Below are 15,987 nucleotides of genomic sequence, written 5' to 3'. Positions count from 1 at the left end.
CTGCAGAGCAGCCCTGTGCAGATCAGTTGTCGCGCACCACCGCCCGTGGCTGGCGCTTGCTGCGTACGAACTGGTAGGTAACGGCCAGCAGCAGGAACCAGATTGGCGTGACCACCAGCGCCGAACGGGTGTCGGCTTCCAGGCTCAACAGCACCAGAATGCCGGCGAAGAACACCAGGCACACGTAGCACATGAAACGCCCGCCAGGCATCTTGTAGATCGACTTCTCGTGCAGCGCCGCGCGCTGCTTGCTGTAGCTCAGGTACGACAGCAGGATCAGCGTCCAGACGAACATGAACAGCACCGCCGACACCGTGGTCACCAGGGTGAAGGCTTCGATCACGTTCGGCACCAGGTAGATCAGCACCGCGCCGAGCAGCAGGCACAGGCAGGAGAAGTACAGGCCGTTGGCCGGTACGGCGCGCCGCGAGAGCTTTTCGAAGGCCTTCGGTGCATCGCCTTCCTGGGCCAGGCCGTAGAGCATGCGGCTGGTGGAGAACACGCCGCTGTTGGCCGACGAAGCGGCCGAGGTCAGCACCACGAAGTTGATGATGCTTGCCGCTGCCGGCAGGCCAGCCAGCACGAACAGTTCGACGAACGGGCTCTTGCCCGGGACCACGTCGCGCCATGGTGTAACCGCCATGATCGCGATCAACGCCAGCACATAGAACACGATGATGCGGATCGGGATCGAGTTGATCGCCCGTGGCAGGGTGCGCTCGGGGTTCTTCGCTTCGGCGGCGGTGGTGCCTACCAGCTCGATGCCGACGAAGGCGAATACCGCGATCTGGAAACCGGCGAAGAAGCCGAACAGGCCATTGGGGAACATGCCGCCGTCATTCCACAGGTTGGCCAGGCTGGCCGTGTGGCCGCTCGGCGACTGGAAGCCGGTGATGACCATGTACAGGCCGGTGGCGACCAGGCCGAGGATGGCGACGATCTTGATCAGGGCGAACCAGAATTCCATCTCGCCGAACAGTTTCACCGTGACCAGGTTCAGCGACAGCAGGACCGCCACGCAGGTCAGCGCCGGTATCCACTGCGGCAGGTCGGGGAACCAGAACTGTGTATAGGCGGCGATCGCCACCACGTCGGCGATGCCGGTGACGACCCAGCAGAACCAGTAGGTCCAGCCAGTGAAGTAGCCGGCCCAGGGGCCGAGCAGGTCGGCGGAGAAATCGATGAACGACTTGTAGTTGAGGTTCGACAGCAACAGCTCGCCCATGGCACGCATGACGAAGAACAGCATGAAGCCGATGATCATGTAGACGAAGATGATCGACGGGCCCGCGAGGCTGATGGTCTTGCCCGAGCCCATGAACAGGCCGGTGCCGATGGCGCCACCGATGGCGATGAGCTGGATGTGGCGGTTGGTCAGGTTGCGCTGCAGATGCTGGTCATCTGCCTGGGGGGATGAGGTCCGGGTCATAGGCTGCATTCCATTGAGGGTCAGTCTTCTTGTGAGCGAAAGCCGGTTAGGCTAACACGCACTGCAAAGGTGCGGGCGTGACAGATCGCCACGATCTTGGCGGTGCAGTGGGGATTTTTGACTGACCGCAGTCAAGGGTTGGCCTTTTCGCGGGCAAGCCGGCTCCCACGGTACAGCGCTGAACCCGAGTCTGCGCCGTACCGTGGGAGCGGGCTTGCCCGCGAAAAGGCCGACGCGATTCAAGCCTGAACCGCGACCCGCCCGCGCCGCACCACCAGGCTGTCGACCACCCACATCACTACCATCGACACCCCCACCAGCGGGAACACGACACCCAGCACCAGCATCACCGTCACCGCTGTCTTCCAGCGCGGCAGGTCATGCCGCAGCGGCGGTACGCCAAGCCCACCGGACGGGCGGCGCTTCCACCACATCACCAACCCGCTCACCGAGCCCAGCAGGATCATCAGGCACACCAGCAGGATGACGATCTGGTTGAGCGGCCCGAACATCTTGCCCTCGTGCAGCATCACCCCAAGCTCGGTGGCGCGGGCTACCGGGCTGTAGTCGTGCCAGCGCACGTCGGCCAGGACCTTGCCGGTGTACTGGTCGACATGCAGGGTGGCGTCGTTGCGTGGATCGTCGGCGAACACCGCGATGGTGAACACGCCTTCAGCGGTGCTCGGCGAGGTGATGCTGTAGCCCGGCGCCACGCCGCGGGCGTTGGCCAGATCCTCGACCTGCTGCAGGGTAATCTGCGGCGCGGCCGGGGCGCTGTGCATGTCGTGATGGCCCATGTGCTCGGCATGCGCGCCGGACACTGGCATCGGCGTGTTCTCCAGGGCCCAGGGCACGGTCTGGCGATGAGCGCTGTTCAGCGCGCCGGCCTGCTGGTCGGATTTCGGTACGTCGTTCCACATCGCCGCCGGGAAACGGTTCCACAGGTCGGCGTACTGCTTGCCCCACAGCCCGGTCCAGGTCATGCCGCTGAGCAGCATCAGCAACAGCAGTGCCGAACCCCAGAAGCCGCTGACCGCATGCAGGTCGCGCCAGAGCACGCGCCCGCGTGCCGACAGGCGTGGCCACAGTACGCCACGGCGGTTGCGGCCACGTGGCCACCACAGATAAAGCCCGGACACCACCAGCACGACGCCCCAGCCTGCGGCGAGCTCCACCAGCCGATCTCCGGCAGTGCCGACCATCAGCTCGCCATGCAGGGCGCGGGCGATTGCCTGCAGGTTCTGCTTGCCGTCCTGCGCGCCCAGCACCTTGGCGTTGTACGGGTCGACGAACACGTTCAGTTCGCGGCCGCCGTCATGCACCACGAACTGCGCGCTGCGCTCGGCGTCCAGCGGTGGCAGGTACTGGCCGACATGGCCCTGTGGATAAGCCTGGCGCACCTGGGCCAGCAGCGTGTCGGCGCTCTGGCGCTGCGGGCCGGCCTCGACCACCATCAGCTCGCGGTACATCCACGGGTCGAGCTGGGGCTTGAACAGGTAGATGATCCCGGTGATCGCCAGCAGGATCATGAAGGGCGCGACGAACAGCCCGGCATAGAAATGCCAGCGCCAGGCCAGGTTGTAGAAGGATTGCTTTGGTTTGCTCATGGAGCCTCCCGTTCGACCAGGTGGAGCGCGGTCAGGCCCGCGCCCCGGTTGTTATTGTCAGAAGCTGAAATCGACCTTGGTCCAGAAGGTCCTGCCCGGCTCGTTGACCGGCTGCGGGTCTGCCGCCGGGTAGCCGAACCCGGCGTTCCCGGCCAGGTTCAAGTGCTCGGCGTAGGCCTTGTCGAACAGGTTGTCGACGCCCGCGCTGAGCTTGAGGTTGTTGTTGACCTTGTAGGCACCGTTGAGCGAGAACACGCCGAAACCGCCGCTCTTCTCGTAATCCTTGCCCACCACGTTGCCCTGGTTCTGGGCGATGCGGTTCTGCGCCGCGACCAGGCGCCACAGCGCACCGACGCTCCAGGCATCGCGGCTGTAGGTCAGGCCCAGGCGACTTTCCAGCGGAGGCATCTGCGGCAGGGCTTTGCCGTCGCTGCTGTTCTTGCCCCAGGCGTAGGCCAGCGTCGCGTCGGCTTTCCAGTTTTCGTCGAGCTTGTACGCCGCGCCCAGCTCGCCGCCCATGATGCGGGCGTCGATGTTCTGCGCCTGGGTGCTGCTCATGCCCATCATGCTGCGGTAGTCGAACAGGATGTAGTCGCGGATCTGTCCGACGTAGCCGGAGGCCCAGGCTTGCAGGCGTTCGTCCTGGTACTGGATGCCGAAGTCGAGCTGGGTGGTCTTCTCCGGCTTGATGCTGTCGAAGGCGTTGACCGAGCCCCGCGGGCCGTTGGTTGGCGAGAACAGCTCCCAGTAGTCGGGGAAGCGCTGGGCGTGGCCCAAGCCGATATAGGTGGTAGCGGAAATCGCCGCCAAGTCATGCTCGTAGCGGATGAAGCCGCTGGGCAGGGTATCCGCGCGGGTATCGCCATGGGTGGCACTGGCCTGGCGGAAGTCGCGGGCCGAGGCGCGGTCCAGGCGCGCGCCGCTGATCAGGCGATCTTCGCCGGTGGCGTACCAGGTCAGCTCGCTGAACACGCCGTAGTTATGGAAGTCGGCGTCCTTGGTCCAGGGCTTGCCCTTGTGCGCATCGACGCCCATGCCGCCGCGTTTGCGGTGTTCGTTGGTCTGCGCGTCGATGCCGCTGATCAACTGTACGTCGGCCCAGCGCCAGGTCGCCTTGATGCGTGCGCCGAGGGTGCGCCGATCGACGTTGCTGACCATGGGCATGCCCATCATGCCGCTGCCCGAGGGTGTGCGCAGGCTGTAGTTGTCCATCACGTGGTCGGCATAGTTGTAGTAGACCTGCGCCTCGACCTTGTCGAGCACCTCGCCGAGGTTGGACTTTTCAAAGCGCAGGCCCAGGCTTTCGCGCTTGAACTGCGAGCCGTCCATGCCGCGTCCGGCGTAGCGCGCTTCGCCATCGCCCTTGCCGGCGGTGAGTTCGAGCAGGGTGTCGGTGTCCGGGGTCCAGCCGAGGGTCACGTCGCCGTTCCATTTGTCCCAGCGCGAAGGCACGGTATCGCCATTGCCGTCCTTGTAGTCGTCCGAGCGCGACTGATTGCCGACGAAGCGCGCATAGGCCTGGCTGTTGCCGGCGGCGGCGTCGAGCACCTTGTCGAAGCGGCCGTTGGAGCCCGCGAGCAGGCTGGCGTTGACCCGGCTGCCGAGGGTGCCGAATTTCTCCGGCTCGCGCTCGAAGAGGATGGTGCCAGCCGAGCCGCCGGGGCCCCAGATCACGCTTTGCGGGCCTTTGATCACGGTCAGGCGGTCGTAGGTTTCCGGCGAGATGTACGAGGTCGGGGCGTCCATGCGGTTGGGGCAGGCGCCGAGCATCACACCGCCGTTGGTGAGGATGTTCAGGCGCGAGCCGAACATGCCGCGCAGCACGGGGTCGCCGTTGGTGCCGCCGGAGCGGATGGCGGAAAAGCCGGGGATGGTCTTGAGGTAGTCGGCGCCGTCACTGGCTGGCACCGGCTGACGTGGATCCTTGGGGTTGGTGACCACGGTCAGCGGCGAGCTGGGCGCGATGGCGGTGATTACCGTCGGGCTCAGCTCCGGGGCGTCATGGCCTTCGTGGCCAGGCTCGACGGCGAGCGCCAGCGGGCTCAGCAGCGAGCCGCAGAGCATGGCGAGGGTCCCATGGCGGGACAGGGCAGAAACAGGGGTGCAGCCGGACATAATGATTCCAGTCGATCAGTCATGAGTAAGCGCGAAGCCTCCTGGCTTCGGGCGTGAAACGGGGTGGTCAGACGTTGATCGATGGAGGTGGGGCGCGGCTGCGGGCACCGGGAAACACCGCTTGCAGGGCATGGCCCTGGCGGGTCGGGTAGGTGGCGAGGGTGCTCGGGATGGTGCTGGCGAGGCTGAGTGGGCTGAGGGTCTGGGGCAGGGCGGGGCAGTTGAACAGCAAACTGCAGTAGCCGCATTTCTCCCAATCGGTGTGTAGCTGGCCGTCGTTGCCGTGACCGTGGTGGTCTTGCCCGGCATGCGGGTGCCCCGCGGCCATGGGCATGTCCATGGCCATGCTCATGTTCATGCCGGCGTGGTGATCCATCGGCATCGACTGGGAAATCAGCGGGCCGATGAAAATCATCCACATGGCGAACAGGCTCAGCCAGCCGCCACCGACGCGCCTGCGATCAGGGCGGGTGCTGCGGGCTGTGCTGTTGCGCGGCAAGCTCATGACGAGCGCCTGTCAGCGGTCAGTGCGCGTGTTCGTGTCCTGCCTGGTCGGCGGGCGGCTGCTTCTGCACGGCGACGTCGACGGTGATGTCGCCGGCTTTCTCGAAGTGCAGGGTGAGCGGGAAGCGCTTGCCGTCAGTGAGCAGGCTGCGGTCCTTGGGCTGCATCAGCATCACGTGATAGGCGCTGGGGGCGAAGGTCAGGTCCTTGCCTGCAGGTACGACCACACTCTGTACCTGCTGCATCTTCATGGCGCCGGCAGCGGTCTTGGCGTGTTCGTGCAACTGGGCGTCATCGCTGACGGGGCTTTCGACACTCAACAGGCGGTCATCGACCTTGCCGTTGTTGTGAACGATGAAATACGCCGCGACATTGGGCGCGTTCGGTGGCAGCTCCAGCGACCAGGGGTGGGCGATATGCAGGTCGCCGACACTGTATTCGTGGGCGTTGGCGAAGGCGCTGGGCAGCAGCAGGGTGGCCAGGATGAGGGCTTGCTTGAGCATGGTGAGTCTCCGGTCTGTACAGGTTCAGGAACAGCGTCTTGAACTCAGGCCAACGGAGAGGCTCGCGGATTGAGTGCCGGCCAGAGCTGGCGCGGCGTGGGCTGGTGCGTGGCGAGTGGTGGTGCCTGGCCGAAGCGCAGTTGCAGCGGGCTGTGCAGTTGCGGTGCGTGGCTGGCCAGGGCGAGCACAGGCGAGGCACCCGAGCAGCACCAGCAGTGCTGCATGTTGGAGTGGTCGTCCTGTTGGCCCAGGTCGATCTTGGCCAGGGCCTGGACATCGAGCTTGGCCTTGCCCGCGCCAGTCGAGCAGAAGGCACCCCACAGCAGCTGTTCGGCCGGGCCCTTGGGCGCGGCAGAAGACAGCGGCATGGCCAGCAGGTTGAACAGCACTGCAAGGCAGGCTATCCAGGCGATGTGCCGACGTGGGGGCATGGAGAGATCCGGTCAGGAATCAGGTGGCTATTGTACGGCGGAGTATAGGTAAAAATGCGGGGGTGCGGTGAAGTGCCGCAGTTGTCGGTGCGCAGCGCTTGAAATCGGTGTTGTGTTCTTCGCGGGCTTGTGGGAACGGCGGTTCGGCGCCCCGGCTTGCCCGCGAAGCAGTCACCGCCGGTATCAGGCCTTGCCGCGCCCCAGCAACCCGCGCACGGTCTCCTGCAGGTCCGCTGGCAACACCACCACCTTGGAGTTGTCGCTGCCGGCCAGGTTCTCCATCGCGCCGATGTAGCGCTCACCCAGCAGGTACATGGCCGGGGTGGTCTCGTTGCCCACCGCTTCACGCACCAGGGTGATCGCCCGGGCCGAGGCTTCGGCGAGGCTGATCTGCGCCTCGGCGTCCAGCCTGGCGGCCTGCAGGCGAGCTTCGGCTTCGAGAATGGCGGCCTGCTTGGCGCCCTCGGCGCGGGTCACGTCGGCCTTTCGTTCACGTTCGGCTGCGGCCTGGCGCTCCATGGCCTTCTGCATGTTTTCCGAAGGCTTGATGTCCTGGATCTCCACCGAGCGTACGGTCACGCCCCAGTCTTCGGTCTGTTCGGACATCGCCTCGCGCAGGCGCGCCTTGATCTGCTCGCGGCTCGACAACGCCTCGTCGAGGTCCATGGCGCCGACGATGGCACGCAGCGAGGTCATGGTCAGGCTGGTGACGGCGAAGGAGAAGTTCTGCACGCCGTAGGAGGCCTTCTGCGGGTCGACTACCTTGGCGAAGCACAGGGCGTTGGCGACGATCACCGCGTTGTCGCGGGTGATGATTTCCTGTTGCTGCACGTCGAGGATGATGTCCTTGGTCGGCAGGCGGTAGGCGACCACGTCCATGTACGGCACCAGGATGTTCAGGCCGGGCTTGAGGGTGCTGTGGTAGCGGCCCAGACGCTCGACGATCCATTCCTCGCCCTGGGGCACGATGCGCACCCCCTTGAACAGGGTGATCAGAACGAACAGGGCGATGGCGCCGACGACGATGAGGCTGGTCATTGCAAGCTTCCTTTCAGTACGGATTCAGGGGCGGGTAACCCGCGCGGTGTTGCCTTCGATGGCGGCCAGGCGAACGCGCTCGCCAGCAGGGATGTCGCTGTCGGCGACGCAGGTCCATTCCTCGTTGCCGAGGATGGGCTTCTGGAAGCGCACCCGGCCTTTCTGGAACTGCGACACGCTCGCGGTCAGCAGGCCGACTTCACCGATCACGCTGTCGGCGGTCCAGCGCACGTCCGGCTTCTTGCGCCGGAACAGCTTGAACCACAGCAGGGTGGTGAGGGAGGAGAATGCCACCCACAGCAGCACCTGCATGTCCAGTTGCAGGGCCGGGGCGGCCAGGGCGATCAGCGACACCAGGATGGCGCCGATGCCGAACCAGAGAATGAAGAACGTAGGCAGGACCAGTTCGAGCAGGACCAGGGCGATGCCGAAGACGAGCCAGATCCACCATTGCATTTCCATATGGGCAGGGCCTTGCGGTGAGGGGGCTTGAAGTTTACGGCAGGGGACGCGGGAAGACTATTGGCAGTGGAGGATGGCGGCGCCGGAAACGGCCGGGGCTGCTGCGCAGCCCATCGCGGGACGAGTCGCAGCGGCGAACCGCACCGGCAGAGTGGACTGCCCTGCTCATATCGACAAGGCTTCGCGCAACTGCGCCACCGATCCGAACAGCCGATCCACCTCCGGCAGTTCCGGTCGCTTCAACACCAGCACCGGCACGCCACGCTCGCGCGCCACTTCAAGCTTTGGCTCGGTCGCGGCGCTGCCACTGTTCTTGCTGACCAGTACATCGATCTGGCGCCGCTCGAATAGTGCTCGTTCATCCTCGAGGTGGAACGGCCCCCGTGCGCCGATCACCTCGCAACGTTCATTGCCCGCGCAGGTTTCCAGGGCACGCAAGGTCCAGAACTGGTGGGCCGGAATGTCTTCGAGATGTTGCAGCGGCTCGCGCCCCAGGGTGAATAACGGGCGCTTGAAAGGCGCCAATGCGTCGATCAACGCATCCCAGCCCTCGACTTCGCGCCAGTCGTCGCCCGGCTGTGGCTGCCAGGCGGGGCGGCGCAAGGCCCAGCAGGGAATGCCCGCCGCCTTCGCTGCCTGTGCGGCATTGGCGCTGATCTGTGCGGCATAGGGGTGGGTGGCGTCGATCAGCAGGTCGATCCGTTCGCGCCGGAGGTAGTCGGCCAGGCCGTCGGCCCCGCCGTAACCGCCCACCCGCACCTGGCAGGCCAGGTCCTGTGGGATACGGCCGATACCGGCGAGGCTGTAGACATGCTCCGGCCCCAGCAACCGGGCGATGGCCAGCGCCTCGGTGACGCCGCCCAGCAACAAGATACGGCCGCTCATTGCACACCCGCCTTGCCGACGACACCGCCCTGGCGGTCGATGGCGAAAACCTCGACCTGCACCTGTGCAGGCACCACGCTGCGGGCGAATGCCAGGGCATGGGCGCAGACGGCATCGCCCAGGGCGATACCGGCGGCATGGGCGAGAGCCAGCGCCTGCTGGCTGGTGTTGGCGCCGATGATCGCCGCCTGCAGGACGGCGTCTGCGCCGATATCGGCTGCCCAACCTGCGAGTTGCGGCAGGTCGATGCTCGAATGACGGCTGTGCAGGTCCATGTGGCCCGCGGCAAGCTTGCTGATCTTGCCGAAACCGCCGCACAGCGTCAGGCGTGGCACCGGTACCTTGCGCAGGTGCTTGAGCACCGCGCCGACGAAGTCGCCCATTTCGATCAGGGCGATTTCCGGCAGCCCATAGACCCGGCGCATGGTGTCTTCGCTGGCATTGCCGGTGCAGGCGGCGATGTGGGTGTAGCCGTTGGTGTGGGCAACGTCGATGCCCTGGTGGATCGAGGCGATGTAGGCAGAGCAGGAAAACGGCCGGACGATGCCGCTGGTGCCGAGGATCGACAGCCCGCCGAGAATGCCCAGCCGCGGGTTCATGGTCTTGAGCGCAAGCTCCGCGCCGCCCTGCACGTTCACCGTCACCTCGAATCCGCCCGCGTAGGCGCACTCGCCTGCCAGTCGCTGCAGGTGCTCGCTGATCATCCGCCGCGGCACCGGGTTGATGGCAGGCTCCCCGACCGCCAGGACCAGGCCGGGACGTGTCACCGTGCCCACGCCTTGGCCGGCGACGAAGCGCACGCCCGGCTCGTCGATCAGGCGCACCTGGCTGTAGAGCAGGGCACCGTGGGTCACGTCGGGATCGTCGCCTGCGTCTTTCACGGTGCCGGCCTCGGCGCGCTCGCCGTCTCGGCGGCAGAATTCCAGGCGCATCTGCACCTGCTTGCCCTTGGGCAGGGTGATCTGCACGGCGTCGGTGGACTGGCCGGTGAGCAGCAACTGTGCTGCCGCCAGGCTGGTGGCGGTGGCACAGCTGCCGGTGGTCAGGCCGCTGCGAAGTGGCGCGGGCTGTTCGCGGGTTTCTTCACGCATCGAGGGGTTTCACCACCTCGAGCAGCGTGATAGGCAAGGCCTGGCGCCAGGTATCGAAACTGCCCAGGGCCTGGGCCTGGGCCACGTGGATGCGGGTCAGTTCGCCGCCATGCTGCTCACGAAAATGCGCCAGGGCCAGTTCGCTTTGCAGGGTCACGGCATTGGCTACCAACCGCCCTCCAGGGCGCAGACGCTCCCAGCACAAGGGCAGTACGCCATCGCCGGTGACGCCGCCGCCGATGAAAATGGCATCGGGGCGTTCGAGATCGGCCAGGGCTTGTGGCGCCTTGCCGCGAATCAACTGCAGGCCAGGAACGCCGAGCTGGTCGCGGTTGAATTCGATGAACGCCTGGCGACCTTCGTCGGCCTCGATGGCCAGTGCGCGGCAGCTGGGGTGGGCGCGCATCCATTCGATACCGATTGAGCCGCAGCCGGCGCCGACATCCCACAGCAGTTCGCCTGGCTGTGGTGCCAGGCGTGCCAGGGTGATGGCGCGCACGTCGCGTTTGGTCAACTGGCCGTCGTGGCGAAAGGCGCTGTCGGGCAGGCCGCTGATGGGCGACAGGCGCGGGCTGTCCGGCGCGGCCTGGCATTCGATGGCGACCAGGTTCAGTGCTGCGGCCTGGGCGTGTGGCCAGTCCTCTGCACTGCCGCTCAGGCGCTTTTCATCGGGGCCGCCCAAGTGTTCGAACACCTGCATCCGGCTCGGCCCGAAGCCGCGTTCACGCAACAACTGCGCAATGGCCGCAGGGCTGTCGCCGTCATTGCTCAGCACCAGCAGGCGCACACCGCTGTAGAGTTGGGCATTGAGCGCCGCCAGCGGCCGCGCGACCACCGACACGACCTGCACCTCCTGCAACGGCCAGCCCAGACGGGCGGCGGCCAGGGCGCAGGAGGAGGGCATCGACAGCACCTGCATCTGTTCGGCCGGGACCTGGCGCGCGAGGCTTGCGCCAACGCCGTAGAACATCGGGTCGCCGCTGGCCAGCACGCACACGGGCTCGCCGTGCAGGGCCAGCACAGGGCCGAGGGAGAACGGGCTGGGCCAAGCCAGGCGCTCACCGACCACGCAGCGCGGCAACAGGGCCAATTGGCGCGGGCTGCCGAAGATACGAGCAGCAGACAGCAGCGCGCGCCGGGCCTGCTTGCCCAGGCCGCTGAAGCCGTCTTCGCCGATGCCTACTACTGTCAGCCAGGGGGTCATCTGATCATTTCCGTCGTGTTGGGAGTCGTGTCGCCCTTTTCGCAGGCAAGCCGCAGCGGCGAACCGCCGTTCCCATAGCTATCCGGACCTGCAGGATACCTGTGGGAGCGGGCTTGCCCGCGAAAAGGACGACACGGTCCTGATGCATTGCTCGACCATCGGCTTTTCATGCCGCCGGACAAAGCAGGCATAATACCGCGCCTTCTACACTGAAGCGCGTCTTCACGATTGCCGGAATCCCCCTTGAAGCCACCCCACACACCCGCCGTTTCGCCCCGCCCCTCGGCTTGCCCGGGGTTGTGGCGCATCGTCGCGGCGCGTGATGGCGGCATTTGCCGGATCAAACTCCCCGGCGGCCTGCTGCTGGCCGAGCAGGCAGAGGCGGTGGCCGAGGCTGCCGAGCGCTTCGCCGGCGGGGTGATCGAGGCAACCAACCGCGCCAACTTGCAGATACGCGGTATCGGCGACCACCACCTGGCGCTGGTCGGGCACCTGCTCGATGCCGGCCTCGGCCCGCGCGAGGCGGCCGGTGACGATGTCCGCAACCTGATGCTCAGCCCGTTGGCCGGTGTCGATCCGGCGATGCTGATCGACATTCGGCCCCTGGCCGGGCAGATCCTGCACCTGCTGGAAACCACCCCGCGGCTGCATGAACTGTCGGCCAAGTTCGCCGTGCAGCTCGACGCGGGGGAGTCCCTGGCGATGCTCGCGCACCCCCATGACCTGTGGCTGTCGGCGCTGTTGCTTGACCGGCAGGTGTGGCTGGCCTTTGGGCTGGCGGGCTGCCCGGGGGATGGCGCAACCGTTGGCGCCGTCCCGCTGGAGCAGGGGGTGGCATTGGTGCAGGCGGTGCTGGAGCGCTTCCTCGACCTGGCCACGCCCGAGCAGACACGGATGCGCCAGTTGCTGCAGACCTGCCCCGTGCAGGATTTCGTCGAAGGGCTGGGCCTGCCGATTCGTCGCGACAGCGCTGTGCGTCAATGGCGGCGTGTGCCTGCCACACCGCGCTGGCTCGGTGTGTTGGCCCAGCGTGAGGGCAGTGCATTCGGCGTGGCGCCGCCGCTGGGGCGCTTGACGCCCGCCATGCTTCGCGGCCTGGCCAGGCTTGCGCGCGAGGCCGGTGATGGCAGCCTGCGGCTCACACCCTGGCAGAGCCTGGTGCTGCCGAACTTCGATCCATCGCTGCTCGGGCAGGCCCAAGCCGAGACAAAGGCGCTGGGCATGATCAACGACGTCTTGCAGCCACTTGCACGCATCAGCGCTTGCACCGGCTCCAGTGGTTGCGCCAAGGGCCAGTCCGACACCAAGGCCGATGCGCAGGTGATCGCCGGCCTGCTGCACCATGGCGCCCCGGCCAGTTTGCACCTGTCGGGCTGCCCGCGTTCCTGTGCCGTGGCCCATGTCGCCCCGGCCACCCTGCTGGCCCGCGCCCCGGGCCGTTATGACCTTTATTTTCGCGATGCACGCCTGCCGGGTTTCGGCCGACTGCGCGCATCCGACCTTACCCCAGAAGAAGCAGGCGCCATGCTCGACCTGCCGACGGAGCACCTAGATGATTGACTACATCCGCGATGGTCAGGAGATCTATCGCAATTCCTTCCGCATCATTCGCGAGGAGGCCCGCCTGGAGCGGATTCCGGCCGATCTGGAAAAGCTCGCGGTGCGGGTGATCCACGCCTGCGGCATGGTCGAGGCCATCGACGGCCTGCAGTTTTCCGAAGGTGCCGGAACGGCGGGGCGCCAGGCCCTGGCCAAGGGCGCACCGATTCTCTGCGACGCGCACATGGTTGCCGAAGGTATCACCCGCGCGCGTCTGCCGGCCGACAACCCGGTCATCTGCACCCTGCGTGATCCCAGCGTGCCGGGCCTGGCCAAGGACGCCGGCAACACCCGCTCGGCGGTGGCCCTCGAGCTGTGGCGCCCGCATCTGGAGGGCAGCGTGGTGGTGATCGGCAATGCCCCGACCGCGCTGTTCTACTTGCTGGAAATGCTTGACGCCGGTGCACCCAAGCCTGCGTTGATCCTGGGCTTTCCGGTAGGCTTCGTCGGCGCTGCCGAGTCCAAGGCGATGCTGGCCGCCGACAGCCGTGGTGTGCCGTTCGTCATCATGCAGGGGCGCCTGGGTGGTAGCGCCATGGCCGCCGCTGCTGTCAATGCGCTCGCCACGGAGGTGGAATGATGCAGCCCCGTGGACGTCTGCTCGGCCTGGGGGTTGGCCCTGGCGACCCGGAACTGATCACGGTCAAGGCCCTGCGCCTGCTGCGCGAGGCGCCGGTGGTGGCGTATTTCGTGGCCAAGGGCAAGCGCGGCAATGCCTTCGGTATCATCGAGGCGCACCTGCAGGCGCAGCAGACCCTGCTGCCGCTGGTGTATCCGGTCACCACCGAGGTACTGCCGGCACCGCTGTCGTACGAGCAGGTGATCAGCGACTTCTACGACGAAGCCAGCGTGCAGGTGGCCGAACACCTGGACGCCGGTCGTGATGTGGCGGTGATCTGCGAAGGCGATCCGTTCTTCTACGGCTCCTACATGTACCTGCACGATCGCCTGGCCCAGCGCTACGAGGCCGAGGTGATCCCGGGCGTGTGCTCGATGCTCGGCGGGGCGTCCGTACTCGGTGCGCCGCTGGTCTACCGCAACCAGACCCTGACCGTGCTCTCCGGTGTATTGCCCCACGAAGAACTCAAGCGCCGTCTGGCCGATGCCGACGCCGCAGTGATCATGAAGCTTGGGCGCAACTTCCCCAAGGTGCGCGAGGTGCTTGCCGAGCTGGGCCTGGACGGTCGCGCGTTGTACGTGGAGCGCGCAACCATGGCCAACCAGAAGATCGTCGCGCTGGACGCGGTTGATCCGCAGTCTTCGCCGTATTTCTCGCTGATCGTGGTACCGGGTGAAAAATGGCAGGGATGAACAGCGACAAGGCACCGGCCATCGTCATTCTCGGCCCTGGCAGCCTGGCCACCGCCCAGCGGATCCAGCAGCGTTATCCACAGGCGCGGGTTTACGGCCTGAGCGGCCGGGTCGAAGGTGTCGAGCACTGCTACGAATCCTTCGGCGACACCCTGCGCGGCCTGTACCGCGAGGGTGCGCCGATCATCGCCCTGTGCGCGGCCGGGATCGTCATTCGCACCCTGGCGCCCCTGCTTGGCGAGAAGGGCGCCGAGCCGCCGGTGCTGGCGGTGGCGGAGGACGGCAGCGCCGTGGTACCGCTGCTGGGCGGCCTGAGCGGCGTCAATGTCATGGCGCGGGAGATCGGCGAGGTGCTGGGGGTGGCGGCGGCCATCACCACCAGCGGTGAGCTGCGTTTCGGCACCTGCCTGCTCAATCCGCCGACAGGCTACGCCCTGGCGGACCTGGAGCAGGGCAAGCGCTTCGTCTCTGACCTGCTGGCCGGCGAGAGCGTGCGCATCGAAGGCGCGGCGCCCTGGCTGGCCCAGGCGCAACTGCCCGAAGACGCAGCAGCCCGACGCAGTATTCATGTCGGCTGGCAGGCACGCCCGGCTAGCCGCGACGAACTGCTGATCCATGTGCGTTCGGTGTTGGTGGCGGTGGATGTCGCCCAGCCAGACCTCCCCGCCCGTGTGCGTGCTGCCCTGGCTGCGGCGAATATCGCTGAAGCCTCGCTAGCGTGTTTGCTGGCGGGTGAGGATGACATGGCCGAGCCAGCCTTGCATGAGGCGGCGCGAGACCTTGGTGTGCCGCTGCGGTTTGCGTCGTCACGTTCAAGCCTGACCGAGATGGCCACGCAGGCGCTGGATGGAGCACAGGTCATCGAACAGTGCGGACTGGCCATCGCCGTGACGCCGTCGCCGATCGTTCCACAACAGGTCGGCCGTCTACGCGGCCGCCTGGCAGTGATCGGACTGGGCCCTGGCGCCGCCGACCTCATGGTGCCGGCGGTCAAGGCCGAACTGGCTCGCGCCGAGGATGTGCTGGGTTACGAAACCTACGTGCGCATGGCCGGCCCTTTCCGTGCCGACCAGGTGCTGCACTGCACCGATAATCGCGAAGAGATGCAGCGCGCGCGCCATGCCTTCGAACTTGCCGCACAAGGGCGTTCGGTGGTGGTGGTGTCGTCGGGCGATCCGGGGGTGTTCGCCATGGCAGCCGCCGTGTTAGAGGCGCTGCACGAGTCCAGCGATCCGGCCTGGCACCGGGTCGATCTGCAGATCCTGCCGGGCGTCTCCGCATCCCTGGCCACCGCTGCCCAGGCCGGAGCTCCGCTGGGGCATGACTTCTGCGTCATGTCACTGTCGGACAATCTCAAACCTTGGTCGATCATCGAGAAGCGCCTGGACCTCGCGGCGCAAGCCGACCTGGTACTGGCCTTCTACAACCCGATTTCAAAGTCCAGACCGCACCAGCTCGGTGTGGCGCTGGAGGTGGTACGCCGGCATCGACAGGGCAACACGCCCGTAGTCCTTGGTCGCGATATCGGTAGGCCGGGGCAGACGCTGAAGGTCGTCACGCTGGCAGAGCTGCTGCCGGAGATGGTCGATATGCGCACGATGGTGCTGGTTGGATCCTCGACCACTTGCTGTATCGACAAGGTCGGAGGGGGGCGCTGGGTCTACACCCCTCGCTGGTACGGCCGCGACTCCTGAGGGAGCGCTTGCCCGCCGGGGAAGGGTTACGCAGCGCCCGCATCCTGTTCTTCTCATTAGGTTGGTAGCCGAGGCCAGAAGGCCTCGGACATCAATTGAACCAAGAGAGGAACA

The 15,987-nt window shown here is 66.4% G+C and carries 15 protein-coding genes; 4 read left to right on the top strand and 11 right to left on the bottom strand.

The features are described 5' to 3' along the window. Positions 1 to 22: 22 nt before the first annotated feature. The 11 genes from cycA to AB688_RS24940 all read right to left on the bottom strand — a co-directional run bounded on the left by cycA (position 23) and on the right by AB688_RS24940 (position 11,269). Complete coding sequence (gene cycA, locus AB688_RS24990) at positions 23 to 1,429, bottom strand: D-serine/D-alanine/glycine transporter (protein ID WP_063546341.1); 1,407 nt, start codon at positions 1,427 to 1,429, stop codon at positions 23 to 25. Between the two features lie 239 nt (positions 1,430 to 1,668). Continuing rightward, positions 1,669 to 3,036: a PepSY-associated TM helix domain-containing protein gene (locus AB688_RS24985; protein WP_063546339.1), complete on the bottom strand. Its 1,368-nt coding sequence runs from the start codon at positions 3,034 to 3,036 to the stop codon at positions 1,669 to 1,671. 57 nt (positions 3,037 to 3,093) lie between these two features. Next, positions 3,094 to 5,151, bottom strand: coding sequence for a TonB-dependent copper receptor (locus AB688_RS24980; protein WP_063546337.1), 2,058 nt, complete (start codon positions 5,149 to 5,151; stop codon positions 3,094 to 3,096). A gap of 67 nt (positions 5,152 to 5,218) precedes the next feature. Beyond that, a complete protein-coding gene (locus AB688_RS24975) occupies positions 5,219 to 5,656 on the bottom strand; it encodes a DUF2946 domain-containing protein (protein ID WP_063546335.1) in 438 nt (145 codons plus the stop codon). A gap of 19 nt (positions 5,657 to 5,675) precedes the next feature. After that, positions 5,676 to 6,158 carry a copper chaperone PCu(A)C gene (locus AB688_RS24970; RefSeq protein ID WP_063546333.1) on the bottom strand — a complete coding sequence of 161 codons (483 nt, stop codon included), beginning with the start codon at positions 6,156 to 6,158 and terminating at the stop codon, positions 5,676 to 5,678. Between the two features lie 44 nt (positions 6,159 to 6,202). Further along, positions 6,203 to 6,589 carry a DUF2946 domain-containing protein gene (locus AB688_RS24965; protein ID WP_054894579.1) on the bottom strand — a complete coding sequence of 129 codons (387 nt, stop codon included), beginning with the start codon at positions 6,587 to 6,589 and terminating at the stop codon, positions 6,203 to 6,205. Positions 6,590 to 6,772: 183 nt separating this feature from the next. Beyond that, entirely contained in the window at positions 6,773 to 7,627 is an 855-nt protein-coding gene (locus tag AB688_RS24960) for an SPFH domain-containing protein (protein ID WP_054894580.1), read from the bottom strand. A 24-nt stretch (positions 7,628 to 7,651) separates the two neighbouring features. Continuing rightward, positions 7,652 to 8,089 (bottom strand): NfeD family protein, encoded by a 438-nt coding sequence (locus AB688_RS24955; protein WP_054894581.1) that lies wholly within the window; start codon positions 8,087 to 8,089, stop codon positions 7,652 to 7,654. A 165-nt stretch (positions 8,090 to 8,254) separates the two neighbouring features. Next, entirely contained in the window at positions 8,255 to 8,974 is a 720-nt protein-coding gene (locus tag AB688_RS24950) for a cobalt-precorrin-6A reductase (protein WP_063546331.1), read from the bottom strand. After that, positions 8,971 to 10,065, bottom strand: coding sequence for a cobalt-precorrin-5B (C(1))-methyltransferase (locus AB688_RS24945; RefSeq protein WP_063546328.1), 1,095 nt, complete (start codon positions 10,063 to 10,065; stop codon positions 8,971 to 8,973). Before AB688_RS24945 ends, AB688_RS24950 begins: the two co-directional genes overlap by 4 nt. After that, positions 10,058 to 11,269, bottom strand: coding sequence for a bifunctional cobalt-precorrin-7 (C(5))-methyltransferase/cobalt-precorrin-6B (C(15))-methyltransferase (locus AB688_RS24940; RefSeq protein WP_063546326.1), 1,212 nt, complete (start codon positions 11,267 to 11,269; stop codon positions 10,058 to 10,060). The genes AB688_RS24945 and AB688_RS24940 overlap by 8 nt, the downstream gene beginning before the upstream one ends. Before the next feature lie 228 nt (positions 11,270 to 11,497). Here AB688_RS24940 and cobG point away from each other — a divergent pair, with 228 nt between their 5' ends. Genes cobG through cobJ form a run of 4 tightly spaced genes read left to right on the top strand, consistent with a single transcriptional unit; the run spans position 11,498 to position 15,873 of the window. Continuing rightward, positions 11,498 to 12,829 carry a precorrin-3B synthase gene (gene cobG / locus AB688_RS24935; RefSeq protein ID WP_063546324.1) on the top strand — a complete coding sequence of 444 codons (1,332 nt, stop codon included), beginning with the start codon at positions 11,498 to 11,500 and terminating at the stop codon, positions 12,827 to 12,829. Next, positions 12,822 to 13,448 (top strand): precorrin-8X methylmutase, encoded by a 627-nt coding sequence (locus AB688_RS24930; protein WP_054894218.1) that lies wholly within the window; start codon positions 12,822 to 12,824, stop codon positions 13,446 to 13,448. The genes cobG and AB688_RS24930 overlap by 8 nt, the downstream gene beginning before the upstream one ends. Continuing rightward, positions 13,445 to 14,179 carry a precorrin-2 C(20)-methyltransferase gene (locus AB688_RS24925; RefSeq protein WP_172964810.1) on the top strand — a complete coding sequence of 245 codons (735 nt, stop codon included), beginning with the start codon at positions 13,445 to 13,447 and terminating at the stop codon, positions 14,177 to 14,179. Before AB688_RS24930 ends, AB688_RS24925 begins: the two co-directional genes overlap by 4 nt. Further along, a complete protein-coding gene (gene cobJ / locus AB688_RS24920) occupies positions 14,167 to 15,873 on the top strand; it encodes a precorrin-3B C(17)-methyltransferase (protein WP_063546322.1) in 1,707 nt (568 codons plus the stop codon). Before AB688_RS24925 ends, cobJ begins: the two co-directional genes overlap by 13 nt. The last annotated feature ends 114 nt before the right edge of the window (positions 15,874 to 15,987 follow it).

This window comes from Pseudomonas putida, from assembly GCF_001636055.1.
GTDB classification, from domain to species: domain Bacteria; phylum Pseudomonadota; class Gammaproteobacteria; order Pseudomonadales; family Pseudomonadaceae; genus Aquipseudomonas; species Aquipseudomonas machongensis.
The sequence above is the reverse complement of the archived record's forward strand: the minus strand, read 5'-3'. Positions and strand labels throughout refer to the sequence as shown.

Bases quoted from the DNA above. Each gene is read 5' to 3' on its own strand.
- AB688_RS24930 (WP_054894218.1), top strand. From the start codon at position 12,822: ATGATTGACTACATCCGCGATGGTCAGGAGATCTATCGCAATTCCTTC.
- AB688_RS24975 (WP_063546335.1), bottom strand. From the start codon at position 5,656: ATGAGCTTGCCGCGCAACAGCACAGCCCGCAGCACCCGCCCTGATCGC.
- AB688_RS24940 (WP_063546326.1), bottom strand. From the start codon at position 11,269: ATGACCCCCTGGCTGACAGTAGTAGGCATCGGCGAAGACGGCTTCAGC.
- AB688_RS24950 (WP_063546331.1), bottom strand. From the start codon at position 8,974: ATGAGCGGCCGTATCTTGTTGCTGGGCGGCGTCACCGAGGCGCTGGCC.
- AB688_RS24980 (WP_063546337.1), bottom strand. From the start codon at position 5,151: ATGTCCGGCTGCACCCCTGTTTCTGCCCTGTCCCGCCATGGGACCCTC.
- cycA (WP_063546341.1), bottom strand. From the start codon at position 1,429: ATGACCCGGACCTCATCCCCCCAGGCAGATGACCAGCATCTGCAGCGC.
- AB688_RS24970 (WP_063546333.1), bottom strand. From the start codon at position 6,158: ATGCTCAAGCAAGCCCTCATCCTGGCCACCCTGCTGCTGCCCAGCGCC.
- AB688_RS24925 (WP_172964810.1), top strand. From the start codon at position 13,445: ATGATGCAGCCCCGTGGACGTCTGCTCGGCCTGGGGGTTGGCCCTGGC.
- AB688_RS24965 (WP_054894579.1), bottom strand. From the start codon at position 6,589: ATGCCCCCACGTCGGCACATCGCCTGGATAGCCTGCCTTGCAGTGCTG.
- cobJ (WP_063546322.1), top strand. From the start codon at position 14,167: ATGGCAGGGATGAACAGCGACAAGGCACCGGCCATCGTCATTCTCGGC.
- AB688_RS24955 (WP_054894581.1), bottom strand. From the start codon at position 8,089: ATGGAAATGCAATGGTGGATCTGGCTCGTCTTCGGCATCGCCCTGGTC.
- AB688_RS24985 (WP_063546339.1), bottom strand. From the start codon at position 3,036: ATGAGCAAACCAAAGCAATCCTTCTACAACCTGGCCTGGCGCTGGCAT.
- AB688_RS24945 (WP_063546328.1), bottom strand. From the start codon at position 10,065: ATGCGTGAAGAAACCCGCGAACAGCCCGCGCCACTTCGCAGCGGCCTG.
- AB688_RS24960 (WP_054894580.1), bottom strand. From the start codon at position 7,627: ATGACCAGCCTCATCGTCGTCGGCGCCATCGCCCTGTTCGTTCTGATC.